Below are 25666 nucleotides of genomic sequence, written 5' to 3' on the forward strand. Positions count from 1 at the left end.
CGTGATAATTGATGGGCGATAACCTTTTCGCCGGAATCGACGGCGGACAAAGCTCGACCAGGGCGGTCGTGGGAACGGGTGACGGGCAGGTTCTCGGCCGCGGAGCCGTCGGCGGAGCGGATGAGGTCGGTGCTACCACACATTCCACGCGACTTCGCGATGCACTACGTGATGCGCTCGCAGCCGCGGTCGCCAACGCCGGCTTACCTGCAGACGCGCAATTCGATACGATCGTTGCGGGCGTATCCGGGTTCGACGGCGCGCATGTTGGCCGTCCACCCGAATTGCCGGCTCGCGAAACGATCGTGCTGCACGACGCGCCGATCGCGCTCGCGGGAGCGCTCGATGGCGAAGCCGGCATCGTCGTGATTGCCGGAACCGGTACCGTCGCATATGCTGCGAACGCGAATTCGGATGACGCAAAAACGTATGGCGGTTGGGGCTATCTGTTCGGTGACGAGGGTAGCGCGTTCTGGCTGGTGCGCGAAGCTCTTGCGCAAATGATGCGGCACGAAGATGACGGCAGACCCCTCGACGCTCCGGCCAATGCGATACGTGCGTACTTCGGAGTCGACTCGCTTCGCGAGATCGTGTCGGCGACGCACGCCGGGCGACTCACGCGCGACCGCCTCGCTTCCTACGCTCCGTCGGTTTTGAAAGCGGCGCCGTTCGACCATCTCGCGCGACGCGGCGTGCAGCGACTGGCCGAGCTCGTCGGGGCGGCGGTCCGCGATGGAGCCGCGCCGCGCGTCGCCTTGATCGGCGGCATGTTCGCGAACGCCGATTACCGCGAGCGCGTCGGCGCTGCTATCGAGCGCCTCGGCGTACGAATCGTCCCCGCCAAACGGCCGCCGGCTGAAGGAGCGATGCTGCTCGCTATCCGCGCCGCCGGCGGATGAGCGATCCGCGAACCGCGGACGCCATCCTCGAGAAGCTGCGCGGCGGCCTGATCGTCTCGGTCCAAGCCTTCGACGGTTCGGCGATCGATCGGCCCGACGTGCTCGCCGCCATGGCCGATGCCGCGGTCCGCAACGGCGCCGCCGGCATTCGGGCGAGAAGTTTGGCGTGCCTAACAACGATGCGAAATGCGATCGACGCACCGCTAATCGGTCTCGTAAAGGCTGCGTACGACGGATTCGAACCCTACATCACCCCGACGATTGCGGATGCCGAGGCCGTCGCTGCGACTGGTGCCGACATCGTCGCATTCGATGCGACGGGACGGCCGCGACCGGATGGCAGCACGATGGCCGAAGCGGTACGCGCCATTGCGACTGTCGGAAAACTCGCGATGGCCGATTGTGCTACGTTCGACGACGCCGTCCGCGCCGCAGAAGCGGGCGCACACATCGTTGCGACCACGTTGAGTGGCTACACGCCCCAAACGAGCGGCCGCGCGCTGCCCGATCTCGACTTGGTCGAACGCATGACTTCACTAGACACATTTGTCGTATGCGAAGGCGGCGTGCACCATCCCGAGCAACTGCGCGCGGCGTTCGATCGCGGTGCGGATGCCGTCGTTGTCGGTACTGCAATTACCAACGTCGACTGGCTCGTGCGTCGATTTGCAGGGTTGACGGGTGCCGCGCCAAACCGCTCAAAGTAGATGCGCAGCGCGGAGCTTCCTTATAGTCTATCAATAGAGCGCTTGGGAGAGGGAATTCATTGGTAAATCAGACGGCGCCGCCAGTTCGGCTCGGCAGTCAATTTTGGATGGTCAGCGCCGTCCTCGCAGTGCTGGCTGCCGTCGGAATATGGTTCTGGTACTGGTTCCCGATCGAGCAATACTTGCCGGCCGCCATCGTAACTGCGCGTCAAGTCGACACACTCTTCCGCTTCATGGCCGCGACCGGCACCGCGCTCTACATTTTCATCGCCGGCTACCTCGTCTATTTCTCGATCGCGTTCCGCGTGCGCAAGAGCGATCCGCCCGACGCGATCGGCGTCCAAATCCACGACAATCACAAACTCGAATTGTGGTGGACGATCATCCCAGCGTTGTTCGTCGTGCTGCTGTCGGCCGTCAGCGTTCGGATCTGGTACGAAATCATGCTGGAGCCGCAAAACGGTTTGGTCGTTCAAGCAATCGGCCACCAGTTCGATTTTACGTTCCGCTATCCGCAGGTCAACGGCGAGATCACCGACGAGATGCATCTGCCGATCGGCGTTCCAGTGACGCTCAATTTGACGTCCTCGGATGTGATCCACTCGTTCTGGGTGCCGGCGATGCGCCTGAAAAACGACACCGTCCCTGGCCTCGTCACCGAGATCCGGTTTACGCCGCGCCTCGAGGGACGCTATCAAATCATTTGCACCCAGTTCTGCGGCGTGTTGCATAGCCAAATGAACAAGCAAGTGCTGGTCATCGAAAGCCGGGACAAGTTCAACGCGTGGTTCCACGGCTGGCAAGTCAAGAACGCGCACGTCAGCAACGCATTACCGACGACGACCGGCACGGCGATCAACCTGTCGAATGCGAACATTGGGGCCGGTCAGACGCTGTTCAAACAGAAGTGCTCGGCGTGCCATTCGACGGGACCGTTCGATCAGCGCATCGTCGGCCCGGGCCTGAAGGCGGTGTTGCACGACCCGACCCACCCGAATCTCGTAGACGGCGATCCGGCCACAGAGGCCAACGTCGCAAAGATTTTGCAGACCGGGTACACCGGCAGCATCGGCAGCATGCCCAACGCAACCACCAACGGACTCTCGGATCAGGATATTGCGAATCTAGTCGTGTACCTGAATTCCCTGAAGTAATCGGAGAACGATCATGGCAACCCACGCACCAGTAGCTCATCCCGGCGGAATCGCGGGTCACATCCACCAGGAACCGCAGGGGTTCGTTCGACGATACGTCTTCTCGATCGATCATAAGATCATCGGAATTCAATACCTGATCACCGGGTTCGTCTTCTTCATCCTGGCGGGCTTACTGGCCGAAACGATTCGCACGCAACTACTCAACGCTAACGGCGGCTTCGTTTCACCCGAGACCTATAACGAGGTGTACAGCATCCATGGCAGCGCCATGGTATGGCTGGTCGTAATTCCCATCCTGACCGGTGGATTCGGCAACTTGGTTTTCCCGCTGCAGATCGGCGCGCGGGACGTCGCGTTTCCGTGGCTCAACCTATTGAGCTTCTGGATCTTTCCGGTGGCGGGTTTGATGTTGTTCTCGTCGTTCCTGATGGGCGCGCCAACCGCCGGCTGGACTGAGTATCCGCCGGTGTCGCTGCAAGGCGCGGCGGGTACGTCGATGTGGGCGGCTGCGATCTTTTTAGTCGGTGTCAGCTCGACGCTGACGGGTATTAATTTCGTCGTAACGTTGCTCAAGATGCGCGCGCCGGGGATGACTTTTACGCGCATGCCGCTGTTCTGCTGGGCACAGTTCGCAACCGCTCCGCTGCTGATGATCGCCACGACGGCGCTGGCCGCCGCGCTGGCGGCGCTGTTCATCGAGCGCCAGTTCGGCGTGCCGTTCTTCGACCCGACCAAGGGCGGCAGTGCGGTGCTATGGCAGCATATGTTCTGGTTCTACTCGCATCCCGCCGTCTACATTATGATTCTGCCGGCCTTCGGAATCATCTCCGAAGTGCTTCCGACGTTCGCGCGTAAGCCGATCTTCGGATATAAGCTGATCGCGTTTTCGTCGATGGCAATCGCGTTGGCGGGCTTCATGGTGTGGGCGCATCACATGTTCACGTCGGGCCTCGCACCCTATTTGCAGTTACCGTTCATGATCTTGACGTTCGCGATCGGCGTGCCGACCGGCATCAAGATCTTTTCGTGGACCGCGACGCTGTGGGGCGGCAAGATCCATCTGACGACCGCCATGTTGTTCGCGATCGGATTCATCGCGCTATTCACGTGCGGCGGTATCACCGGCATCTTCCTGGCCGCGGTGCCCTACGACCTTGACGTGCACGGCACGTACTTCGTGGTCGCGCACTTCCACTACGTGCTCGTAGGCGGAAGCATGATGGGCGTGTTTGCCGGGATGTATTACTGGTTCCCAAAGATGTCCGGACGACTCTTGAACGAGACGCTCGGAAAGATTCACTTCTGGCTGTTCTTCATCGGATTTAACGGTACGTTTTTGCCGATGCATTGGCTCGGTGTCGAAGGCATGCCGCGCTGGGTCGCGAGCTACGATCCGCAGTTCGAGTTCTGGAATCGCTTCGCGTCGATTTCGTCCTACGTGATGGCGCTCGGTATGTTGGTGTTCTTCTACAACGTCATCTCTAGCGCACGCTTCGGCAAACGGTCCGGACCGAATCCGTGGAACGGCCGCACGCTCGAGTGGATGATTCCGTCGCCGCCGCACTACTACAACTTCAAAAACATTCCGACCGTGTACGGCCTGCCGTACGACTTCTCGCATCCACTCCCGTATAAGGGTCTGGAAGACGAACTCAACGATTCGCCGCCCGCAGCGGCCGGAGCGCATTAAGCATGGCTGTCGCTTCGGTCCCGCACGGCGGCGTGCACGTGGAGCAGCCGGATCAGCTGTACAACGAAATCCGAGACCTGCGGCTGCAAGGGTTTCTTCTGGCGCTCATCAGCGACTGCGTCCTATTCTCGTCGTTCGTCTTCGCGTATTTGTACTTGCGCAATAGCGGCCAAGGCTGGCCGCCGCCGGGCATTCCGCGACTCGACGTGCCCTTTGCAGCCTGGAACTCCGTGTTACTCTTTGGCTCGGGCGCGACGATGCATTACGCGCTCGAGAACCACAAGCACAACAACTTCATGAAATACATGTTGTTCTTGATCGCAACGATCATTCTGGGCGCGGGCTTCTTGGGCGGTCAAGGGTATGAGTACACACACCTTATCGTCAGCGAGCACATCACGTGGAGCGGAAGCGGCATCTTCGGCGCCTCATTCTTCACGCTTACCGGTATGCACGGCTTCCACGTATTCGTAGGCGTCATTTTTCTCACGGTGCTTTTGATGCAGTCGGCCGCCGGCGTCTACACGCGAGAAAAATTCTTCGGCATCACCGCCGGAACGTTGTACTGGCATTTCGTCGACGTTATCTGGGTGCTACTCTTCTCGATCTTCTATCTGATTTAAGGAAGCGACGATGCATCTCAATTGGCCAATCCTCGAACGCACCGGTGCCATCGCCGGCGGCATCATCGTCGGTATCGTCGCGTTCTACGCGCTCTATAAAGACTGGAAGACGCCGGGACTCGAGAACCAAGTGTTCAAATTGATGTTACTGTTGCTTGGCTTTGGAGCGCTGCTGGCAATCTTCGCGGGCGCGGGCGTGCTCGGAAACTTCGGGAAGGCATAGAGATGATCGTACCGGATTCAGAGTATCTCGATTTTAGTCAAGTCCCGCAAACCAAGGGCATTCCGAAATCGATTTTGTACTCGGCGATCGTTGGCCTTGCCATGATCTTCGGGATCGGCGCATCGGTGGTATTGCTTTCAGGCAACGGCCATCATTGGCCGGCGGCCTCCTCGATGCGTGTGGACCTCGGTGCGCTCCACGAGTAACTGCGCGCTCGCGTAGACGACGATGTCCGAGCGGCGTCTACGCAACATCGGAATGTTCGTCGTCCTCGGCGGCCTTTTGGCGGGCGGAGCGATTCGTTGGGAACCCCTGCGGACGCTGATTTTACTGGCTGTTTTTATCTTTGGTGTCTTCGAATATTGGCGCGCGGGCAATCGTCGCGCTGCCATCGGGTCCGTCGTCTTCGTCATCATCGGTACGACCTTGGCTCTCCTATACGCTTACCACAATTCAAACCGCTAAAGCCGGCGCGTCGGTTAGCGGCGACGTCCTGCCCTGGGAAAATGTAAAAAAGCAGACGGACCTTTCGGCCCGTCTGCTTCACGGAGATGGTGCGTAGCGGATTGTTAGGGTGGCGAGACGATATCGAAATCGCCCGGGTTGATTGTCGACAGATTCTTTGCGTCGGTGCTTGTCCAAACCGGCGTCCCGTTCGAATCTTTCGCGAGGATGATCGCGTTGCAGCAACCCGTATCGTACACGTAGAGACCATATTGTTGCATTGCGAGGGCGACGATCTTGGCTTCGCGACTGAAACCGGAGATATCGAACGAAGATTTTAGTCGCGCGTGCGAACCGTACGGCATCGGAGAATCGCTCCCGGGCCCCCTATAGGCGTTACCGTCGGTGCAGTGTGCTTTTCCGGCGGGCGAAACGCATGGAGCGCCGGCCACGCCGTTCAACGAGTGCGATACGGCGTTCCAACCGATCGCATGTCCGATCACGCCGGCAGTAAGTTCTTCCGGTCGAACCGCCAGCAGGCCTAACGGAATTCCGGTCGCGGTTGAAAGTGCGCCGTTCTGCGGTTGCACGAAGGGCTTGGTGAGATCGATGTGTTCGTTATTGAACATCGACAAATAGTTGCCCGATTGGTAGTAGTACGTCAGGTACCCTTCGTAGTACTGACACGACTGCGTGTTGATCACTTCGGAGTGATGGTCGCCGTCTTTCTCGATGAAAAAGCTCGACGTCCACGGGATCGGCGAGTACGGATGATCGTAACTGTTCCCGGGTTTGACCGTGACCAGCGGCGTAGAGTTGGTTGCGGAATTGATGTCTTGCAGACTAACCCAAGCTTGGAAACCGCCTCCGCCTCCGCCGGCGAGTGTTGCGGCAATGTATTTTGCGCTCATCGATTCCGGCGATGCTTTTGTGATCGTCGTTTGATACACGTCACCGCTCGGATACGGGCAGCCGAGAATTTTTGGAGCGCTTGACGGCTGCGCGGTCGGCTTACTGGACGGAAGGGCTTGCGCCCCGGCATACTGCCCTGGAATGGGGGATTGCGAATTCAATCCACCTTGACATGCGCACAATGCGCCTAGTGCCAGCGTCGCTGGCAAGCAACGAAACATACCTCGAACCATGTGTTGGCCTCCTCACCCACAAGTCGGCGTAGGACTTAAGTCCCGGTCGCCATGATTCTTCAGTTGCTCTTATTATCATGCTTTGCGCACGAAGCAAGCTGATGGTATCTTGCAGATCGCCTGGTGTTAGGGACCGCTACTTGTAAAGCCGCACGTGCAAGCAATGAACCGAATGGACCAATCGCTAAATTTACTTGCGAAACCGTTCGCGCGCAATGCCGATTGCGAGCGCCGGTAGATCGCCATCTGGTAACACACCGGTTGGTTTTCCGTCGATTTTGTGGATCCCGGCATACGTCGAGAACTCGAGCATCGATGGAATCGTCGCTTCGGCCAGCGCAATCGTTCCGAGAAATTCCCATTCGCATGCGACCGACGCATCCGGAAATAATGCGGCGACGTATCCGCAGGCGTCGTCGCGCGATTGCGCGTCGCGGTCGCGATAGCGCACGTAGCCGTCTAAAATATAGATCGGCTTGAACGTCTGCATGTAAGCTGCGATCGGCGCAACCAGCACCGCGACGAAATACCCGGCGAACGCGATCGCGCCGATCGCGAATATCGGTGCGATCTTTACTAGCGTCGCATCGCTGGCGACGTGATGCGCGCGCCACACGATACCCCATGTGAGCAAGACCATAAATATCGCTCCGACGAGCGGCTCTATGGCGATCGCCATGCGGCCACTCAGTCCGCGCGCGACGATGCCCCGTTCGCGTTCGGTCCATGCCCGGTGCGCCAGCCCGAGCGCACGCCGGTCGAGCGGGCCGAAGCGTTTCATACCGCCCGGCTAAGCCGCTTCTCCGATCGGCTCGCGGCGTTCTTGCCGGCGCGACTTCAGCGCGGTCGTTAACGCCAGAGCAACGAGCGCGACGGCGCAAAATGCCAGATAGGCTTCGCGATAGCCAACGACTTCTTGTGTCGCCAGGCCGATGATGCCGCCTACTAACGACGAGCCGACGATCTGCCCTACGATCAAACATTGGCTCAGCAGTCCGACAGCGATTGCGCGCGTGTGTTCGTGCGTTTCGTTGGTAACGATATACCGCGTTGGCGCGCCCAGCAGCGCACCAAAACCGGCGCCGGCAACCAGCATCGCGAGCACCGCCAACCAGATCGAGCTAAAGCCGAGTGCGAACAAGCCGAGCCCCACTTCCACTGCGACCGTGCCGACTAACAACACGTCGCGGCTTCCTACGCGGTCGAGTGCGCGTCCCGCCATCGGAATAACGATCACGAATGCCAACGCGCCGAGCGCGGCGATCGAGCCGGCGGCGATATACGACACGTGCAGCGCGCCGACTAATACGGTCGGAACGAAAAATAGCGAACCCTCGAGGATGCCGATCGCGATCTCGAGAGCGTACGTTTTAGCCAGCTGCGCGTTGCGCAACAACACCGGCGGGACCACCGGAAAACGCGCACCGCGCGATTCCCACAACCAAAAGCCGGCGAGCACCACTATGCTGCCGGTGCCGAGCACGACGTGCGCTTCGATCAAGCCGTCGGTCAGGGCTAATAACCCAACGCACAGAAGCGCTAATCCTAAGACGTCGACCGGCTGCCGTTTGCGCGGCGCGAACGACGGGACGTAGCGCATCGCAAGCCAGAAGACGACTGCCGCCAGCGGCACGTTCGGCAAAAAAATCCAACGCCAGGATACGTAGTGGGCGATCGCACCGCCGAACAAAGGTCCGATGACGGCCGCCAATCCCCACATGGCGGCGACCATTCCAAGTGCAGCCCCGCGCCGTTCGCGCGGCACGACGTCGCCGATCGCGGCGGTCGCGACTGGAAAAATGCCGCCTGCACCTGACGCCTGCAACGCGCGCGCGAACAGAAACACGCCGTAATTCGGCGCAGCCATCGCCACGATGCTGCCCGCGGCAAAGAGCGCGATGCAGCCTAAGTACGCTGGACGCCGTCCGTATCGGTCGGCCAGTGCGGAAGCGATGGCGATCGAAGCGACGGTGACCAGCAAGTACAACGTAAACACCCACGCCAAGTCGGCGGTCTGAACGTTGAAATCGTGGCCCAGCGCGGGCAGTGCGGGAGAGAGAACGCTCAAATCGAGCGCTCCGGCAAACACGCCGGCGGCCAGCGTGCCGAGCAGCGGTTTCACGCGACGATGATGCGATCGACGACCATGAACAGGCACATCAGCGCGAGGTATAACAGCGAAAATCGAAACAACCTGCGCGCGGCTAACGTTCCATCGGTTTCACGCCACGTTCGCACGGCATCGAGCAAAAAGATCGCTCCCAATACTGCCGCAGCGGCAAAATACAGCGCACCCATGACGTGCAACGGATACAGCGCCAGCGACGCGATCACTAAGATCGCGCTGTAGTAAAAGATCTCGCGTTTCGTTCGCGGCCGGCCGTACACGTTGGGGAACATCGGAACCTTGGCACGGTCGTAATCCAGCTCGGTCATGAGCGACAACGACCAGAAATGTGGTGGCGTCCATAAAAAGATCAGCGCGAACAGTCCCAACGCCGGACCGCCGATAGAGTTGGTCACCGCGGCCCAGCCCACTAGCGGCGGCACCGCGCCGGCCGCGCCGCCGATCACGATGTTCAGCGGCGTTAATCGCTTGAGCCACATGGTGTAGATGACGACGTAGTACACGTTGCCCGCCAGCGAGAGCCAGGCTGCCAACGGATTTACCAACACGTACAATATTGCGAAGCCGAGCAGGCCCACGATGGTGGCGTAAATGGTGCCGGCACGCTTCGAGATGCGGCCTTGCGGGATCGGCCGGTCGACCGTGCGCCGCATGATGCCGTCGATGTCGGCGTCGTAGACGCAGTTGAAGGCGCCTGCCGACGCCGCCGACAACGCGCCGCCAAGCAGCGTCCACAGTGCGATCCCAATCGGTGGAAGGCCGTGTGCCGCCATGGCCATCGCCGCCGCCGTTGTGATCAGCAGCAGATAGATGATGCGTGGTTTCGAAAGCTCGTAATAATCGGCGAGGACGTTGCGCAAATTCACGAAGCGGCCGCCGTCGCTGCGCGCGAACGGGCGGCGTCGAGCGACGCGAAGACGGTGCCGACGACGAACGCGAGGAAGGTCAGTGCCGCGTTGACGGCGTGCGCCTCGCGCAAATCGGTAGGCAAGCGAAGTACGACATTTAACAAGCCGAGCAATACTTGCACGAGAACCAGCGTGACTCCGGTGCAAACCGCAACCCGCGTCTGCTTCGACGAGGAAACGGCCCACACGATTGCCAGCGATCCCGCTGCGAGGAGCAGCGTGGCGCCCGCCAGCCCGCGATGCAACATTTGTACGAACTGCCCGCTGCCGTAGACGATCACGTTACCGGCGCAGCCGGGAATGTCGAGGCACGCGAGGCCGGCACCGCTGGAACTGACGTACGCACCGACGCACATCGTGATGAATGTTATTGCGGCGGTCGTACCGATGATCGCGCCGGGCGCGATTCCGGTCGACCGGCGGCTGCGCGCCGGGTCCGAATCGGCGGCCGAGGCGAAAATTGCTAGCGCCGAAAGCGCGGCGACGAACGCCATGGCCGTTCCCCAGTGGAGCACGACCGACATCGGACTGTTGAACAATTTGACGGTCGCGGCTCCGAGCAGCACTTGAACGACGAAGAGAGCTGCTACCAACGTCATCGCAGGCACGATAAAGGCCGAGCGGCGACGTTCGCGCCACGCCACGACCAAGAGCGCGATGACCAGCGGCGTCACCGAGAAGGCCAGCAACCGGTGCGCCCATTCCCAGATCGTGCCGTCCGACAGCGACGGAATCAGACGTCCGTGACAGAGCGGCCAATCGGGACAGGTTTCTCCCGCACCGTTGATGCGGGTCCAGCTTCCCAATACCACGGTTGCGAGCGCAACGAAATCGGCGGCCAGCGCCAAGCGACGCAAAGTCCTCATCAGCTCGTTTTAGCGTAATCCCTGTTTTCGCACGCGCACAATGACATTGGAGGCTTGTGAAAAGGCGCCTTTGGAGGGGGCGGTCGTCGTGAGCCGGGCGAAGGCGACCGCCGTGAGACGCTGGACGGCGCTGGTTGCGCTTTTGCTGCTGACCGGCTGCCGGGAGGTACGCGTCAATACGCTGGCGCAGGGGACCACGACCGTTCCCGGAGCCGATCAAATCGTCATCGTCCGCAACACGGTCGACCTTGCTAAGGAGGGGTTGCACGCCCCAGTCCATTTTCGCGGCGAGTTCGGTGTGATTCTTCTCATGGGCCCGCACACGCGTACCGGTTACAAACAGATTATCGAATCGATCCGCGCCAACGATCAGCGGGTTCGGGTGGTGGCCTTCGAGCAGGAGCCTGGCGACGGCGGCGAATCCTCGCCCAGCTATCGTACGTACACTTTATGGATCGTTCCGAACCGCGTTTACCGGCGAGGCCTTCGCGTGGATGTGGTCACGCCCAGTGACCAGCCGATCGCAACTACTTACTTGCCATGAGCTGAAGGGATAGCGCCGCGTCAATGCGTTCGCCCGACAATCAATCCGAAACGACGGCCGGCGCCGATCTCGATATCCGTATCGATCGGCTCGGCCCGGTACTCGAACCCGATGGAAGCCCGAACGAAGCCTGCGGAGTTCTCAATCCGGCCGCGACGCACGCTCCGGGCGGCGAGCTGCTTCTCTACCCACGTTGCGTGCAAGACGGTAACATCTCGCGCGTCGGCACGGTTCGTATCGCCGAACACGATAGGCGTTTCGACGTCCAGCGCTTAGACTACGCGCTCGTTCCGCAAGCCGAATATGAGCTGCGGCCGCAACCGGGCTACGGCTGCGAAGACCCGCGCGTCACGTTCGTACCCGTGCTCGACGCGTACATCATGGTGTACACCGCGTTTGGACCGAACGGTCCGCGCCTGGCGATCGCACAATCGAAGGATGCATACCATTGGGAACGCATCGGCTTGCTGCATTTCGAAGGTGCGACCGGCGACGACAAGGACGGCGCGATGTTCCCAGAGCCGGTGCTGTCGCCGAGCGGCGTGCGCAGTTTGGCCGTCTACCATCGTCCAATGTTACATCTTTCGGCGGTCGACGGACGCGCCGCAATTCCGATGATCGAAGCGATGCCGTTCGAAGATCGTGAATCGATTTGCATCGGATACATTCCGCTCGATCCCGTGTTAGCCGATCGCACCAATATTCTCTGCATCGCCGAAACCTGTACGGTCATGTCGCCTGTGGCAGCGTGGGGTTCGATCAAGATCGGTGGAGGAACGCCGCCCGTAAAAACATCGCGCGGATGGCTGTCGCTGTACCATGGCGTCGACGTCGTCAACGGCCGATTGGGAACGCCGGTGCTGTCGTATAGCGCGGGCGTCGTGATCCACGATCTAGAGCGTCCCGATCGCATCGTCTATCGCTCACCCAAACCGGTGATCTCGCCGACCACCGAAGCCGAACGCGTCGGCGTGGTCGACAACGTCGTGTTCCCGACCGGATTAGTTCCACGCCTCGACATGGGCGACGACGTCTACGACGTGTATTATGGAATGGGCGACTTCGCCGTCGGTGCGGCCCGGTTGTGGATCGCCGGCGTCACGGATTTCCCAGCACTTTCGAGCGTGAGCCGCGCATAGCCGGCCCCGCATCGTGCGGAGGACTTGAATGAACGTATTCTCGCGTATGGTTCGCGGCAAGCTGGCCGGCTTGGCCGGAACGGCCGCGCTCGACGCCGTTACCTATCTCGATATGGCGATTCGAGGCCGCCCACCCAGCGAACTGCCCGACAAAATGGTTCGTACGCTTGCCGAACTCGCGGGATGCGCAGAATTTGCGAAGCCGGCTGAAGAGCTCGACAACAAGACCAAACAGCAACGCGCTGGGATTGCAGCCTTGTTAGGCTATGCCGACGGTGCCGGTTCGGGAGTGGTGTTCGGTCTGGCACGTCCGTATGTTCGCGGCGTACCGTGTTTTTGGGCCGGTATCGGGCTGGCCGGATTGACGATGCTGCTCAGCGAGGGGCTTGCGGCGAAGCTGGGCCAAACCGATCCGTCGAGTTGGCCCGCTTCCGCTTGGATCGAAGACATCGTCCCGCGTTGCGTATATGGCTGGGTGACGTGTTACGTCTATGACCGGCTCGCGGGAAGCGACGACGGCTAAGAGCGCTTCCGCGCAGTTTTCTTGCGCGTCGTCTTCTTGCGCGTAGCTTTCTTCTTGGCGGTTGTCCTTTTTGTGGCGGTCTTCTTTGCGGTGGTCTTCCTTGCGGCGCCCGTCGTTTTCTTGCGGCCGCCGGTCGATTTCTTACGCGTTGCCGTCTTTTTTCTAGTCGTTTTTTTGCGCGACGCAGTGCTCGCCTTTTTCCCGAGCTCGCTCCAGTGCGTCTCGGTCATCTCGACGCCATACTTTTTGGCGGCTCTCTTGATCTTCGCAAACGCGAGATCGCGTTCGGCATCCGAGACGCCTTCGGTTTGATCGAACCGTGCGATCGCATTGCGCACGTGGGATGCATCGGTCAGCGGTTCTTTCCGCTCGTTCGGAAACGCGAATTTGGACTCCGGGAGGTCTGATCGTTTGGTCACTCTAGCCATCATGTATCCTTTCTGGAATAACGTAAGAGGTCGACCGCGAAGCGTTCTTCGGGGTGCAGTTGCGATTTGCGCCGGCTCTTGCGTACCGCAAGTTTGCCGGTTTCGAGGTAGCGTTCGAATACGGCTGGATGGATGTAGCACTTGCGGCAGACGGCCGGAGTATTTCGCAGTTGCGAGGCGGTGAATTTCACCGCTTCCGCCGCATTCTTCGAACGTTCGGCTTCCGTTTCGGCGGGGTGTTCGAGTAGCCACTGTGCACAGTGTACCGTCCCCAACCACGTCCGAAAGTCTTTGGCGGTAAAATCGGCGCCGGAGATCTCGCGAATATACGCGTTCACGTCGGACGAGTCGATCGGCACCGCGTTGCCGTCATCGTCGAGGTAGCTAAACAAATGTTGGCCCGGCAAATCCTGACAAAGCGCGACCAGCTGCGCCAACTTGCGGTCGTGCAGATCGACCCGGTGATGCAGGCCGCTCTTGCCCTTGAATTCGAAACGCAGGCTTGCGCCGCGGACGCAGGCATGACGGTTGCGCAGCGTCGTTAGACCGAACGACTGATTGTCGCGCGCGTACTCTTCATTCCCGACTCGAATCAGCGTCGCTTCGAGCAACGTCACCACGCCCGCCAGCACTTTTTCCTTGGGCATGCCGCGCAGCGATAGATCGCGCTCCAGCGATGTACGCATGGCCGGCAGCGCGTCCGCAAACTCCACCAGCCGCTCGTACTTCGCGGCGTCGCGCACCTCGCGCCAGCGCTCGTGATAGCGATACTGCTTCCGTCCGCGCGCATCGCGGCCGGTCGCCTGTATGTGCCCGAGCGGATCGGTGGAGATCCACACGTCTTCGTAGGCCGGCGGAATCGCCAGGTGCGCGATTCGCTCGTGGTCGCCTTCGTTGCGAACGGTCGAACCATCGGGCTTCACGTAGCGGAACTTGCCGCGAAATTTCTCCCTGCGGATCCCCGGTTTCGCATCGCTGACGTAATGTAGACCGGCGCTCTTCGCCTCGACCACCGCGTCGACCGTCACCGTTCACCCTCGGCGCGCGCGCTTTCGGCGCCCAGCCGCCAACCGATGAATGCGATGGCGGCCAACCCGGCGAGCAACAGCGGGATCGACCACACCATCCCGCAGAGCACTACCGCCGCACTCGAGGCCATCAGAATGGGCCACGCGCTCGAACTGGTGAAGATGCCGAGATCCTCTCCCCCGGCTTGGCGCTGCGTCATGTGCGGATCATCGCCTGAAAGATTCGCATCGCGTTCGGCGAGTACGGCCCATAGCGTCGCAAAAGCCAAACCAGTGGCCATCAGTCCAAGCAGAATCGTACCGCCGGCATGGTGCGACGAAAACCAATACGCGGTTGCGATCAGAATGCCAAACACGGCCGAGCTTACGAACAACGAGATGCCGGTTTTCATGCGGCTCCTTTGGGCAGCAACTCGGGATGGCGAACGTCGAAGGCCGGACGCTCCGACCGAATGACGGGCAACGATGTAAAGTTGTGTTCGGGCGGCGGGGACGACGTCAACCATTCCAAGGTGTAGGCGCCCCACGGATCGTCCCCGACCGGCACGCGTTTACGCGCCGAGACGACCACATTCGCGATGAACAGCAGCACGCCGATCGCCATCACCGCAGCACCGGCCGAAGCGATCGCGTTGAGCGCCGGCAAGTGCTCGACCGGCGCGTAGGTGTACACGCGGCGCGCCATACCTTCGATGCCCATGAAATGCATCGGTAAGAACGTGCAGTTGAACCCGAGGAACAGCGTCCAGAAGGACCACTTTCCGAGCCGCTCGTCGAGCTGAAAACCGAACATCTTCGGAAACCAGAAAAACAGCGCCGCGAAGATCGCAAACAAGCTGCCGCCGGCAATCGTGTAGTGAAAGTGGGCGACGATGAAATAGCTATCGTGCACGTCGTAGTCGATCGGCGGCGACGCGATCTGCACGCCGGTGATCCCGCCGACCAGGAAATTGAGCATGAAGCCGATGGCAAACAGCATCGGGGTGGTAAAGACGATCGAGCCACGCCACATCGTGCCGATCCAGTTGAAGAACTTGATGCCGGTGGGTACCGCGATCAGGAACGACACCGCGGAGAAGAACGGATTGTCGACCACGCCGGTGGTGAACATGTGATGCGCCCACACACCCATCGACAATCCGGCGATGGCGAACGCCGCCAGCACCATCCCGACGTACCCGAACACCGGCTTACGCGAGAATACCGCCACGATTTCGGTGATCACCCCGAAGAACGGCAGAATTAACACATACACTTCGGGATGGCCAAAGAACCAGAACAGATGCTGGTAGAGAATCGGGCTGCCGCCACCGTTCGGATCGAAAAAATGACCGCCTAAATGCCGGTCGATGAGCAGCATGAAAAAGCACGCTGCCAGCGGAGGAAAGGCCATCAAAATCAAGAGCGATGTCGCGACCATTTCCCAGGTGAAGATCGGCATGCGCCACATCGTCATGCCGGGCGCGCGATAGAGAAAGATCGTGACGACGAAGTTGAGCGCGGTAAGAATCGACGACACGCTGGTCATCAGCAGACCGATCAGCCATAAATCCTGGCCGGCGCCCGTCGCGATTTCGATCTCCGACAGCGGTGCGTACGACGTCCATCCGGACGACGCCGCGCCGCCGGCAGCAAGCGCGCCCGATAGTACGATCAAACTGCCGAAAACGAACATCCAGAGTCCGGTCGCATTCAGTCGCGGAAACGCCATATCGGGCGCGCCGATCTGCAGCGGAATCAAATAGTTCGCGAGACCGATCCCAAACGGCGCCACGAACAAGAAAATCATAACGGTGCCGTGTAACGTAAACAGCTGGTTGTACTCGTGCGGCGTAACCACCGATAGGCCGGGCTGTGCGAGCTGCGTGCGGATGATCAACGCCAAAATCCCGGCCACGCAGAAGAAGGTGAAGGTCCACACGAGGTACATGATGCCGATCTTCTTGTGATCGGTCGTGGTGAGCCATTCAATCACGACGGGCTCCGGCCGCCGGCCGCAACCCAGGCGCGATACGCTGGCAGCGGGACGACGCGCACGGTAAACGTCATCAGCGCATGGTCGAGGCCGCAAAATTGCGTGCAGCGCCCGGTGAACCGGCCAATCTTGACCGGCGTAAGGTCGAAACGATTGACCATGCCCGGAATCGCGTCGCGCTTGAACAAGAAGGCCGGCACCCAAAACGAGTGATTGACGTCGACCGAATGCAACATAATTTGCGTTTGCTCACCCTCCGGAAGAACCAGCTCGGGCGGCCGTTGCGGCGTTCCGACGATGTGAATACCCGACGGGTAATCGAACTCCCACGACCAGCGAAATCCCGTGACGTCGATCACTTGAAACGGGTGCGCCGAAACCGCATCTACCGGCATCTCGCGACGATAGGTCACGTAAAACAAGCCGGCCACTAGTAACAGCGAAACCACGACACCGCCGATTTCGAGCGGGGCATTTGACGCAAACTGCGGCGGAAGAGCTTCCGAACGGCGCCGCCACAGTACGAGTGGCGCCAGGATAAAGGCGTAGACGACGACGCCGACTGCGACCGATGCCGCGATGAAGACCAGCCAATCGCCGCGCATCACCTGACCCTGTAGCGTCGCGGGGTCGAAGACGGACATTGAAGCCGTTATACCCAAGCGGCCGCCGGGTAGAACGTCGCCGAGGAGCTTTCGCTATTGTCCATTGCCGGCGCCGTTACACCCGCCCGACGCGACCGTCTGCCGATCCGCGCCCATCCGCTGGTGTTCGGCGTCGTCGTCTTTTTGGCCAGCGAACTGATGTTTTTCGCGGCGCTGTTCGCCGCCTATTTCGATTTGCGCGAGCAAGCCGCACCGGGAACGTGGCCGCCTTCGTACGTGCATCTCGACATGCTCGACTCGACGATTGGCACGGTGCTGCTGTTCGTATCCAGTCTGGTGATGTTCGCGATGGCGCGGGCGGCCGGCCGCCAACGAATCAGCGCGGCGCGCGCCTGGCTGACCGTCGGAATGGTTTGCGCCGTGGGCTTCATCGCAATCGCATTGTACGGCTACGCGCACGACACGTTCACGATCGCTTCGAGCGCCTACGGCTCGCTCTATTACACGATCACGGGCTTTCATTTACTGCATGTGATCGCCGGCGTCGGATTGCTCGTCGCACTGTGGCTCGGTTTGCGTAGTCCGGCTCTTCGCGCCAACCATCTGGCCGGCGCCGAGGCCATTTCGTATTATTGGCACTTCGTGTTCGTCGTTTGGCTGGGACTCTGGTCGGCGATCTACCTTATCCGATGAACGCACGCGAACGGGCGATCGCGGCCGCGCTACTATTGGCGATCGGCGGCAGCGTCGGTTTTATGATCGTCTATGCGCGTAACGCCGGAACCCAATTTGAGGGTGCGGCGCTAGGAATCGCGTTGTTGGGCTTCACGCTCTCGGCGTTAGGCTGGGCGTTCTGGATCCTCGGTCGCGAGCAAACCGAAGATCTGCGCGACACGTATCCGTCGAGCCCGGCGGATCGAGCCGGAGCGGTGGCCGAACTCGAACACGGCGAAGCCGAGGTGTCTCGTCGCGGCGTGCTGGTCAATCTGCTGATCGCCGCACTCGGTGCGTTTGGTTTGGCGACATTGTTTCCGATCCGCTCGCTCGGGCCGGCGCCCGGAAAAACGTTGTTCAAGACGCGCTGGGCGCCGGGACTGCTGCTGGTGCGGGACGACGGACGGCCGGTGCGCGCAACCGATCTCAACGTCGATTCTGCGGTGACGGTGTTCCCCGAAGGGGCGGTCGGCGATTCGGCATCGCAAACCATGCTGGTACGATTGCCCGAGGGCCTCGGCGACGCCGTCGACGGCTACGTCGCGTATTCGAAAGTCTGCACGCACGCCGGCTGTCCGGTGGCCCTGTATCGGGCGACAACGCACCAACTGCTGTGCCCGTGCCATCAGTCGCTGTTCGATGTGGTCGACGCCGGGCGCGTCGTTGCGGGACCGGCCGACCATGCGTTGCCCCAACTGCCGATCGCGGTCGACGAGCACGGTTTCTTGCGTGCGCGCGGCGATTTTCCGTCGCCGGTCGGACCGGGCTTCTGGGAGCGCGGTTGAGCCGTGGTCCAACGGTTCGTGACGTGGCTCGACGACCGGCTCGGAACGTCGCATTTTCTCAAGCATGCGTTGCGCAAGGCGTTCCCCGATCACTGGTCGTTCATGCTCGGCGAGATCAACGTCTATTGCTTTGCGATCTTGCTGGCGACCGGAACGTTCTTAGCGCTCAACTTCGACCCGACACCGCTGAAAGTCGTGTATCACGGGCCGTACGCGCCGCTCGACGGTGTGACGATGTCGCGTGCGTACGCGTCGACGATGGACTTAAGCTTTTCGATCAACGCCGGACTGCTGATCCGGCAGATCCATCATTGGGCGGCGTTGGTATTCGTCGCCGGCATTATCGCGCATATGTCGCGCGTGTTCTTTACCGGAGCGTTTCGTAAGCCGCGCGAGATCAACTGGATCGTTGGAATCGCGTTGATGGGTTGCGCGATGCTCGAGGGTTTCACCGGCTATTCGCTTCCCGACGATCTGCTCAGCGGTATCGGGCTGCGCATCGCCGACGCCGTTGCGTTATCGGTGCCGGTGGTCGGCACGTGGGTGTCGTTTCTCTTGCTGGGCGGTAGCTTTCCGAGCCCGCACATGACGGGCCGCCTCTTCACCACGCATGTCTTTATCTTACCCGCCGCAATCGCGGGATTGATCGCGGTGCATCTAGCCATCGTCTGGCGGCAGAAACACACGCAATTTCGCGGTACCGGCAAACGCGAGGATAACGTCGTCGGGTCACCGCTCTTTCCAACCTACACTGCGAAGTCGATCGCGCTCGGGATGGCGACATTTGCGGTGCTCGTCTTGCTGGGTGCATTCGTACAGATCAATCCGATCTGGTTGTATGGACCGTACGAGGCATCCATCGCGATGTCGCCCGCGCAGCCGGACTGGTATGTCGGCTGGCTGGATGGCGCGTTGCGCATGGGGCCGCCCTGGTCGATCCATCTGTGGGGACATCTGATTCCGTCTCCGTTTTTTCCGGCCGTGCTGCTGCCCGCCGTCTTGTTCGGAGTGCTGTTTCTGTGGCCGTTCATCGAACGCCGGGCCACCGACGACGGCCGTTCGCATCAACTGCTCGATCGCGTGCGCGATGCGCCGGTGCGTACCGGCATCGGCGTCGCGCTGCTAACGTTTGCGTTTGGCCTGACGGCGGCCGGCAGCGACGACGTGCAGGCGCACTTCTTGCATGTGTCGGTTGAGTACTTAACGTCGATGTATCGTATCTTCGCCTTCGCAGGCCCGCTGGTTGCGTTCGTTATCGCCTACGCCTTCGCGCGCGAGTTGCGGCGACGAGGCGGCGTACATGCAGCGCCGCGCGTTCGCCTGCGCCGGAATGCCGACGGCGGGTTCGACGAGGAACCCATCCTGTGATCGTCGCGTTGCTGAGCGCGATAGCGCTCGCCGCGTATGCGTTCGCGGCGGCGGCATATCGCGAACGTCTGCCGCATCGCGCGTTTCCGGCATGGCGTTACGCCTGGTTCGCGTTAGGTGTGCTCGCGATGGCGGTCGCGCTATCGCCGTGGGGCGATCGCGCAGCCGACGCATCGTTTACGGCGCACATGCTGCAGCATCTCACGCTGATGCTGATCGGGCCGCCACTCATCTTGCTGGGTGCGCCGTTACTGCTGGCCGCAGCCGTCGCGCCGGCCGCCGTCGCTCGTACGTTCGGCCATCTGTTGCATCGCGAGGTCGCGCGGATCGCGCTCTCGCCGGTAGCCGGGTTCTTCGCGTTCGTAGCGGTGCTGTGGCTGACGCACCTGACGCCGTTGTACGAGGCTTCACTCGAACATCCGGCGCTGCACGTGCTCGAACACGTCGCGTTTATCGGCAGCGCATTTCTCTTTTGGATCTGGGTGGTACCGTCGGGCTCGCTGCCGCGGCCGGTCGCCTACCCGGTGCGATTGCTTCTACCGTTTCTGGCCATTCCTCAGGGCGCCTTTCTAGCGGTCGTTTTGCAAAGCGCGCGCAACGTTTTATATCCGCACTATCTAGCGAGCGAATCGGTCGCGCGTGCGATGGCCGATCAGCGTGCGGGGGCCGAACTCATGTGGCTCGGCGGCGGAACGTTGTTGTTCGCCGCGTTCGTGGCCGTCGCGTCGGAATGGGCCGCGCGCGAACGGGGTGCGGCATGCGCGTAACGGTTATCGCCGCGCTGGCATTCGTGGCAGCGTGCTGCGTCGCAATCGCCGCTTCATCGCAAACGTTGGATGGCGAGCACGTCTACGCGCAGCGCTGCGGTTCGTGCCATGGACTTTCGTTGCACGGCACCGCCGACGGACCGCCGTTGCTCGGCGTCGGTGCGGCGTACGTAGATTTCATGCTGCGCACCGGACGCATGCCGGCGGCGGTCCCGACCGGCCAGCCGCTGCACGAACGCGCGTTGCTCGACGACGCGCAAATTCGCGCGGTCGTCACCTACGTCGTGCGCGCGGGCGGCGGCAGTCCGGCGTTGCCGGTGGTCCGTTCGGGAAATCCGATTCACGGCCGGACAGCATTCGTCAATAACTGTCAAGCGTGTCACGGCGTCTCCGGGCGCGGTGCATCGGTGGGCTACGCCGAGGTCGCGCCCTCCTTGCTGCAAGCGACGCCGGAAGAAATTGCCGAAGCGATTCGCATCGGTCCGGCCGTGATGCCGCGCTTCGGGCGCGACACGATCGACGATAGGACGGTCGACGACATCGTCGCGTACGTAGCATTACTCAAAGAGCGGGATACACGCCTGGGCCAAGGTGGGCTGCAGATCGGCGAAATCGGCCCGGTCGCCGAGGGATTCATCGCCTGGGCAGTCGGTTTGGGATTGCTGCTGTTGATGTGCCGCTGGATCGGAACGCCGGATTGATTAGTACGTCGAAGCGATAAGACCGCCGTCGATGGCGATCGTTTGCCCCGTAATGTAACTCGCAGCTTCGCTGCATAAGAACGCAACCATTGGTGCGAACTCTTGCGGCGTTGCGACGCGGCCGATCGGAATCTGGGTTTTCGCAGCCGCATTTAACGCTGCTTCGTCGGGATACAGCTGGCGAAGGCGGTCGGTTATGACGCGGCCCGTTGCGATCGAATTCACCGTCACGCCTTGCGACGCGACTTCGATCGAAAGCGTTTTTAACGCCGCGACGAGCGAGGAGCGAAAGGCGTTCGAGAGTGTGAGATTCGCTATAGGCTGCTTCACCGACGACGACGTGAGTGCCACAATGCGGCCCCATTTGCGGGACACCATCTGCGGCAACATCGCGTACGTGAGCTCGAGCATCGACCGAAGCACGGCGCGGTAGCCGGCGTCCCAATCGTCGAGCGACATCGTGGTAAACGTTCCGGGCTTCGGACCCCCGCCGTTCAAAACCAAAATTTCGACCCTGCCAAACGCTCTGTCGACGTCGGCGACGAGATGTACGACCGAATCCGGATTGGTCAGATCGACTTCAAATGCGCGTGCGTCGCCCGCGCCGGCCTTGGTGGCGAGTTCGACAAGCTCGTCGAGCCGATCGCGGCGTCGCGCCGCGACTGCGAGCGTCACGCCCTCGGCAGCGAGCGATAGTGCGACGGCTTTACCCAAACCGGAACTCGCGCCGGTGACGAGCGCGACGCGATCGTGAATTTGGAGGTCCACGCCTTAGTTGGTTGTCGTATTGGCCGACTTGAGCGAATCGAATTCGGTGTCGAGCGAGCGATCCGGTGGTTGTAGTTCGGCCGCATTGCTCAACGGCCCGCGATCGGTCGGGACGCAACCGCATTTTTGAAAGATCGTTTGTGTGATCTGCATCGTATCCCGATCGTCCGCGCACAACAACACGTTAGCCCCCGCTTGCGGAAGAACCAGCAGCGCACGAACCAATCGTTGCGTTCCCAAGCGCTTGCCGGTTGCTTCGAGCGCGGCACGGTCGAAGTGACTGTCGGTCGCGTCGATTAACACCGTCGAGCTCGTTCCTGCAACACCGTCGATCAAACCGAGATCGTATTTGCCGTTCGCTAAAATCACCACATCGGGGACCGATCCATCGAAGGACGATGTCACGGTATAGCCACCCGAGATCATCAGTTCGCGAGCGGCGTTGGCGCGCGCGTCTTGCCCGATCACAACGATAGTCATGCTAGCGTCTTACCCTCCGATGGCTCGTTTGCCTCGTAGGTCGAAGAGCATGCGAACGCGCGTTCCGCTCTCAGTAGCGTCGATGGAGACCTCGCGCGCGATGGCGCGGACGATTCGCAAGCCGAATCCTCGATGCGGGCGCGGCGGCCGCTCCAAGAAATGCCCGTGGTCGACCACGTCGATCCACAGCGCCGAATCGTCCTCGGTGTGCGCGACCAGCTCCATTTCGGTGGCCGTAACGCCGGCGTGGGCGTAGGCGTGTTCGACGACGTTGGCCAGTGCCTCACCGACGGCCGTCAATACGTCCTCGACCTTCATAACGTCGACGTCGACGGCGGCCAGAAAGGCTCCTAATGCATGCCGTAGCGGCCGAGCCCGATCGGCCGAAGCTGCACATCGCAGATGCAACTCCGATGGTCCCCTCAGGACTGGCCTCTTTTGGTCATACTAGTCATTTTATTACGCTCCAAGGTCTACCCTTCAGCACCGCATGCGATCCGCAGGAACAGCCAGCGATTACCGACAGTATCAAGTCGATGCCGGCCGGCATGTTTGCTCAGAAAGGGGATCGCTAGCGCTTCGTTACCTCGCTTTGGCGACGGTATTAGTGCTCGCCACGGCGATCGTTGTTGCGGGTTGGGGGCTGCGCGACCGTCTGCGTATCAACGTCGGCGAAGGCCACGGGCGGGGAGGCGCGCCCAATCCGCAGGCATCGACGACGCCGCCGCTCCCATCGGCCTTAGCCGGCGATGCCCCGTGGGCGCTGTCGGCGCTTCCGGAGTGCTTCGAGCAACTGTCGGTCGATACGGGCCCTCGGGCATTCTTGTCCCGACATCTGCCCGTCGGTTCGGTACGGGTCGCATCGCCGGCACGGTTGAAGTTCGCCGACTGCACGATTTTCGCGGTCCGCGACGAAGTGTACGTACGACGCGGAGGAGATGCTTTTCGCATCCCGCCGCCCGCGACCTTATATCGTTCGCCCGGCCGGCTTTCGTTGTTGCGAGCGACGGGCGGCGGCGGCGAACTGCGCGTCTACCAACCACACTAGCCTGGCGAATCGAATTGTGAATCAAATCGAAGAAGAAGTCTCCAAACGGCGATCGTTTGCGATCATTTCGCATCCCGACGCCGGCAAAACGACGCTGACCGAAAAATTGCTGCTGTACGGCGGCGCTATTCATGTTGCCGGCCAAGTGTCGGCGCGCAAGCGCCAACGCCAGGCTGCGAGCGACTGGATGGCGCTCGAACGCGAACGCGGTATTTCGATCACGTCGACCGTGTTGCAGTTTCCATACGAAGGCTACACGCTCAACCTGCTCGATACGCCGGGTCACCAAGATTTCGGCGAAGATACGTATCGCACGCTGCTGGCCGCCGATAGCGCGGTGATGTTGATCGACGCGGCCAAAGGCGTCGAGCCGCAGACGAAAAAGCTGTTTGCAATCTGCCGCGAGCGCGGCATTCCGCTCTTTACATTCATGAACAAGTTGGATCGCCCGAGTCGCGATCCACTAGAACTGCTGGACGAACTCGAAAGCGTGCTGGGCATCGGCGCGTATCCGATGAACTGGCCGTTAGGGAGCGGCGATGCGTTTCGCGGCGTGTACGATCGCGAGCTGCGCGAATTGCACGTGTTCGAACGATCGGCGCACGGCGCGACGCGCGCGACCGAACGCGTTGTCGATGCCGGCGACGACGCGGTGCTGCAACGCTTAGCAGACGATTCGACGCTGGCGCAGTTCCGCGACGGTCTGGCGCTGCTCGACGGAGCGGGCGCTTCATTCGATCGCGACGCCATGCTGCGCGGCGAAGTATCGCCGGTGTTTTTCGGCAGCGCGGTCACCAACTTTGGCGTGCGCCCATTCCTCGACCGTTTCGTAACGATGGCGCCACCGCCGTCTCGTCGGTCACGCGTCGGACCCGGCGACGACGAATTCACCGGCTTCGTCTTTAAAATTCAAGCCAACATGGATCCGCGGCATCGCGATCGCATCGCATTCGTGCGGGTGTGCTCGGGCAAGTTCGAGCGCGACATGACCGTGCGCAACGCGCGCACCGGCAAAGAGGTGCGCTTGTCGCGTGCTATGCGACTGTTCGCCGACGAGCGTGCGTCGATCGACACTGCCTACGCTGGCGACGTAGTCGGTCTTGCCAATCCCGGTGTCTTCGCGATCGGCGATGCGCTGTACGACGGCGCTCCGGTCGATTTTGGACCCATCCCCTCCTTCGAGCCGGAACATTTCGCCTTAGTGCGCAGTACGGATACGGCGAGCTACAAATCGTTCGGAAAAGGCATCGCGCAGTTGCGCGAAGAGGGAGCGGTGCAAGTGTTCTACCCGTACGGCTCGACGCGGACCGAACCGATTCTCGCCGTGGTCGGCGAGTTGCAGTTCGAGGTCGCCAAGTACCGTTTGGAAGAGGAATACAACGCCAAAACGGTCTTCGATCGCATGGCCCTGTCGCTCGCCCGCCGGGTAACCGGCGACCCCGCGCGCATCGCGTCGGCGCAGATGCCGTCGAACGCACGTCTCGTCGAGGATTGGGACGGGCACCCGGTCGGTTTGTTCGAGAGCGAATGGAGCTTGCGGCTCGCACAAGAGTGGAATCCGCAGCTTCAGTTCGTCGCATTTTCCGCAATAGCCGAGGAGGTCGTTTCATAGTGAAGTTCGCTCGAGTTCTCGTTGCCGTCGCGTGCGCCGCATCGGTTGCCGGATGTTCGTTCCAAAATAAGAACGAGCGCGAAGCCGATTCGATCACGCATGCGGTGATCAACAACGATTTGCGACCGGTTCAGAATGATATCGCGAAAGGCGTTACGATTCCGCGCATCAAGGTCGCCGAATGGTCCGACGAACTGAACGCCCAGGGCAAGTTGAAGTCAATCAAGGAGTTTACCGATGGGTGCGCCCCCGGATGGCATTGCTTCAACCTGGTCTTCGAAAAGCACGCGTACGTGGAGCACATGCAACTCGATGAAAACGGCAAGGTCGTGAACTGGAACTTCCACATGGCCCAACCGTCGGCACAGCCTGCAGCCGCATCCTAACGTAG

At 61.1% G+C, this 25666-nt stretch carries 32 protein-coding genes; 19 read left to right on the plus strand and 13 right to left on the minus strand.

Annotated elements, in window-relative coordinates; all coding sequences use genetic code 11:
* Positions 1-11 precede the first annotated feature (11 nt).
* The 8 genes from VGF98_13065 to VGF98_13100 are packed head-to-tail and all read left to right on the plus strand — an operon-like array spanning position 12 to position 5764.
* Complete coding sequence (locus tag VGF98_13065; GenBank protein HEY1682567.1) at positions 12-899, plus strand: BadF/BadG/BcrA/BcrD ATPase family protein; 888 nt, start codon at positions 12-14, stop codon at positions 897-899.
* Positions 896-1606: an N-acetylmannosamine-6-phosphate 2-epimerase gene (locus VGF98_13070; protein HEY1682568.1), complete on the plus strand. Its 711-nt coding sequence runs from the start codon at positions 896-898 to the stop codon at positions 1604-1606. Before VGF98_13065 ends, VGF98_13070 begins: the two co-directional genes overlap by 4 nt.
* Positions 1607-1665: 59 nt before the next feature.
* The gene (gene coxB, locus VGF98_13075; protein ID HEY1682569.1) at positions 1666-2760 is read left to right on the plus strand and encodes a cytochrome c oxidase subunit II; all 1095 of its coding nucleotides are present in this window, start codon (positions 1666-1668) and stop codon (positions 2758-2760) included.
* Between the two features lie 13 nt (positions 2761-2773).
* The gene (gene ctaD, locus VGF98_13080) at positions 2774-4453 is read left to right on the plus strand and encodes a cytochrome c oxidase subunit I (GenBank protein HEY1682570.1); all 1680 of its coding nucleotides are present in this window, start codon (positions 2774-2776) and stop codon (positions 4451-4453) included.
* 2 nt (positions 4454-4455) lie between these two features.
* Complete coding sequence (locus VGF98_13085; protein HEY1682571.1) at positions 4456-5076, plus strand: heme-copper oxidase subunit III; 621 nt, start codon at positions 4456-4458, stop codon at positions 5074-5076.
* A gap of 10 nt (positions 5077-5086) precedes the next feature.
* The gene (locus VGF98_13090; GenBank protein ID HEY1682572.1) at positions 5087-5299 is read left to right on the plus strand and encodes a hypothetical protein; all 213 of its coding nucleotides are present in this window, start codon (positions 5087-5089) and stop codon (positions 5297-5299) included.
* Between the two features lie 2 nt (positions 5300-5301).
* Positions 5302-5505 (plus strand): hypothetical protein, encoded by a 204-nt coding sequence (locus VGF98_13095; protein ID HEY1682573.1) that lies wholly within the window; start codon positions 5302-5304, stop codon positions 5503-5505.
* A gap of 22 nt (positions 5506-5527) precedes the next feature.
* Positions 5528-5764 carry a hypothetical protein gene (locus VGF98_13100; protein HEY1682574.1) on the plus strand — a complete coding sequence of 79 codons (237 nt, stop codon included), beginning with the start codon at positions 5528-5530 and terminating at the stop codon, positions 5762-5764.
* A gap of 104 nt (positions 5765-5868) precedes the next feature.
* Here the strand turns inward: VGF98_13100 and VGF98_13105 are convergent, their stop codons facing one another.
* From VGF98_13105 to VGF98_13125, 5 genes are all read right to left on the minus strand, one after another.
* Positions 5869-6816, minus strand: coding sequence for a hypothetical protein (locus tag VGF98_13105; GenBank protein ID HEY1682575.1), 948 nt, complete (start codon positions 6814-6816; stop codon positions 5869-5871).
* A 262-nt stretch (positions 6817-7078) separates the two neighbouring features.
* The gene (locus VGF98_13110) at positions 7079-7669 is read right to left on the minus strand and encodes a hypothetical protein (GenBank protein ID HEY1682576.1); all 591 of its coding nucleotides are present in this window, start codon (positions 7667-7669) and stop codon (positions 7079-7081) included.
* A gap of 9 nt (positions 7670-7678) precedes the next feature.
* Positions 7679-9010: an MFS transporter gene (locus VGF98_13115; protein ID HEY1682577.1), complete on the minus strand. Its 1332-nt coding sequence runs from the start codon at positions 9008-9010 to the stop codon at positions 7679-7681.
* Positions 9007-9882 (minus strand): heme o synthase, encoded by an 876-nt coding sequence (locus VGF98_13120; GenBank protein ID HEY1682578.1) that lies wholly within the window; start codon positions 9880-9882, stop codon positions 9007-9009. Before VGF98_13120 ends, VGF98_13115 begins: the two co-directional genes overlap by 4 nt.
* Complete coding sequence (locus VGF98_13125) at positions 9879-10790, minus strand: COX15/CtaA family protein (protein HEY1682579.1); 912 nt, start codon at positions 10788-10790, stop codon at positions 9879-9881. The genes VGF98_13120 and VGF98_13125 overlap by 4 nt, the downstream gene beginning before the upstream one ends.
* A gap of 112 nt (positions 10791-10902) precedes the next feature.
* Between VGF98_13125 and VGF98_13130 the strand changes: the two genes are divergently transcribed.
* The 3 genes from VGF98_13130 to VGF98_13140 are packed head-to-tail and all read left to right on the plus strand — an operon-like array spanning position 10903 to position 12996.
* Entirely contained in the window at positions 10903-11334 is a 432-nt protein-coding gene (locus VGF98_13130; GenBank protein HEY1682580.1) for a hypothetical protein, read from the plus strand.
* Between the two features lie 23 nt (positions 11335-11357).
* On the plus strand, positions 11358-12473 hold the full coding sequence (locus VGF98_13135; GenBank protein ID HEY1682581.1) for a hypothetical protein: 1116 nt from the start codon (positions 11358-11360) through the stop codon (positions 12471-12473).
* 28 nt (positions 12474-12501) lie between these two features.
* Positions 12502-12996: a hypothetical protein gene (locus tag VGF98_13140; protein HEY1682582.1), complete on the plus strand. Its 495-nt coding sequence runs from the start codon at positions 12502-12504 to the stop codon at positions 12994-12996.
* Here VGF98_13140 and VGF98_13145 read toward each other — a convergent pair.
* From VGF98_13145 to VGF98_13165, 5 genes are read right to left on the minus strand one after another with little or no spacing between them, the layout of a single operon-like run.
* Positions 12993-13415 carry a DUF6582 domain-containing protein gene (locus VGF98_13145; GenBank protein ID HEY1682583.1) on the minus strand — a complete coding sequence of 141 codons (423 nt, stop codon included), beginning with the start codon at positions 13413-13415 and terminating at the stop codon, positions 12993-12995. The genes VGF98_13140 and VGF98_13145 overlap by 4 nt on opposite strands.
* Before the next feature lie 8 nt (positions 13416-13423).
* On the minus strand, positions 13424-14452 hold the full coding sequence (locus tag VGF98_13150) for a hypothetical protein (GenBank protein ID HEY1682584.1): 1029 nt from the start codon (positions 14450-14452) through the stop codon (positions 13424-13426).
* Positions 14449-14844 (minus strand): cytochrome c oxidase subunit 4, encoded by a 396-nt coding sequence (locus VGF98_13155; GenBank protein HEY1682585.1) that lies wholly within the window; start codon positions 14842-14844, stop codon positions 14449-14451. Before VGF98_13155 ends, VGF98_13150 begins: the two co-directional genes overlap by 4 nt.
* The gene (gene ctaD / locus VGF98_13160) at positions 14841-16427 is read right to left on the minus strand and encodes a cytochrome c oxidase subunit I (protein HEY1682586.1); all 1587 of its coding nucleotides are present in this window, start codon (positions 16425-16427) and stop codon (positions 14841-14843) included. Before ctaD (VGF98_13160) ends, VGF98_13155 begins: the two co-directional genes overlap by 4 nt.
* Positions 16424-17071, minus strand: coding sequence for a cytochrome c oxidase subunit II (locus tag VGF98_13165; protein ID HEY1682587.1), 648 nt, complete (start codon positions 17069-17071; stop codon positions 16424-16426). Before VGF98_13165 ends, ctaD (VGF98_13160) begins: the two co-directional genes overlap by 4 nt.
* 57 nt (positions 17072-17128) lie before the next feature.
* On the opposite strand from VGF98_13165, the gene VGF98_13170 reads away from it, so the two are divergent.
* From VGF98_13170 to VGF98_13190, 5 genes are read left to right on the plus strand one after another with little or no spacing between them, the layout of a single operon-like run.
* Complete coding sequence (locus VGF98_13170; protein HEY1682588.1) at positions 17129-17725, plus strand: cytochrome c oxidase subunit 3; 597 nt, start codon at positions 17129-17131, stop codon at positions 17723-17725.
* Positions 17722-18531: a Rieske 2Fe-2S domain-containing protein gene (locus tag VGF98_13175; protein ID HEY1682589.1), complete on the plus strand. Its 810-nt coding sequence runs from the start codon at positions 17722-17724 to the stop codon at positions 18529-18531. Before VGF98_13170 ends, VGF98_13175 begins: the two co-directional genes overlap by 4 nt.
* A 3-nt stretch (positions 18532-18534) precedes the next feature.
* Complete coding sequence (locus tag VGF98_13180) at positions 18535-19899, plus strand: cytochrome bc complex cytochrome b subunit (GenBank protein HEY1682590.1); 1365 nt, start codon at positions 18535-18537, stop codon at positions 19897-19899.
* The gene (locus VGF98_13185) at positions 19896-20666 is read left to right on the plus strand and encodes a cytochrome c oxidase assembly protein (protein HEY1682591.1); all 771 of its coding nucleotides are present in this window, start codon (positions 19896-19898) and stop codon (positions 20664-20666) included. Before VGF98_13180 ends, VGF98_13185 begins: the two co-directional genes overlap by 4 nt.
* Complete coding sequence (locus VGF98_13190; protein HEY1682592.1) at positions 20657-21367, plus strand: c-type cytochrome; 711 nt, start codon at positions 20657-20659, stop codon at positions 21365-21367. Before VGF98_13185 ends, VGF98_13190 begins: the two co-directional genes overlap by 10 nt.
* On the opposite strand, the gene VGF98_13195 is transcribed toward VGF98_13190, so the two are convergent.
* The 3 genes from VGF98_13195 to VGF98_13205 are packed head-to-tail and all read right to left on the minus strand — an operon-like array spanning position 21368 to position 23023.
* The gene (locus VGF98_13195; GenBank protein ID HEY1682593.1) at positions 21368-22135 is read right to left on the minus strand and encodes an SDR family oxidoreductase; all 768 of its coding nucleotides are present in this window, start codon (positions 22133-22135) and stop codon (positions 21368-21370) included. It abuts the gene before it with no gap.
* Between the two features lie 3 nt (positions 22136-22138).
* A complete protein-coding gene (locus tag VGF98_13200; protein HEY1682594.1) occupies positions 22139-22615 on the minus strand; it encodes a hypothetical protein in 477 nt (158 codons plus the stop codon).
* A gap of 9 nt (positions 22616-22624) precedes the next feature.
* Positions 22625-23023 (minus strand): ATP-binding protein, encoded by a 399-nt coding sequence (locus tag VGF98_13205; protein HEY1682595.1) that lies wholly within the window; start codon positions 23021-23023, stop codon positions 22625-22627.
* Positions 23024-23222: 199 nt separating this feature from the next.
* Between VGF98_13205 and VGF98_13210 the strand changes: the two genes are divergently transcribed.
* From VGF98_13210 to VGF98_13220, 3 genes are read left to right on the plus strand one after another with little or no spacing between them, the layout of a single operon-like run.
* Positions 23223-23663, plus strand: a complete 441-nt coding sequence (locus VGF98_13210) for a hypothetical protein (GenBank protein HEY1682596.1) — start codon at positions 23223-23225, stop codon at positions 23661-23663.
* 16 nt (positions 23664-23679) lie between these two features.
* Positions 23680-25275 (plus strand): peptide chain release factor 3, encoded by a 1596-nt coding sequence (locus VGF98_13215; protein ID HEY1682597.1) that lies wholly within the window; start codon positions 23680-23682, stop codon positions 25273-25275.
* Positions 25275-25661, plus strand: a complete 387-nt coding sequence (locus VGF98_13220; GenBank protein HEY1682598.1) for a hypothetical protein — start codon at positions 25275-25277, stop codon at positions 25659-25661. The genes VGF98_13215 and VGF98_13220 overlap by 1 nt, the downstream gene beginning before the upstream one ends.
* Positions 25662-25666 lie beyond the last annotated feature (5 nt).

The organism is Candidatus Tumulicola sp. (assembly GCA_036490475.1).
Taxonomy (GTDB): Bacteria; Vulcanimicrobiota; Vulcanimicrobiia; order Vulcanimicrobiales; family Vulcanimicrobiaceae; genus Tumulicola.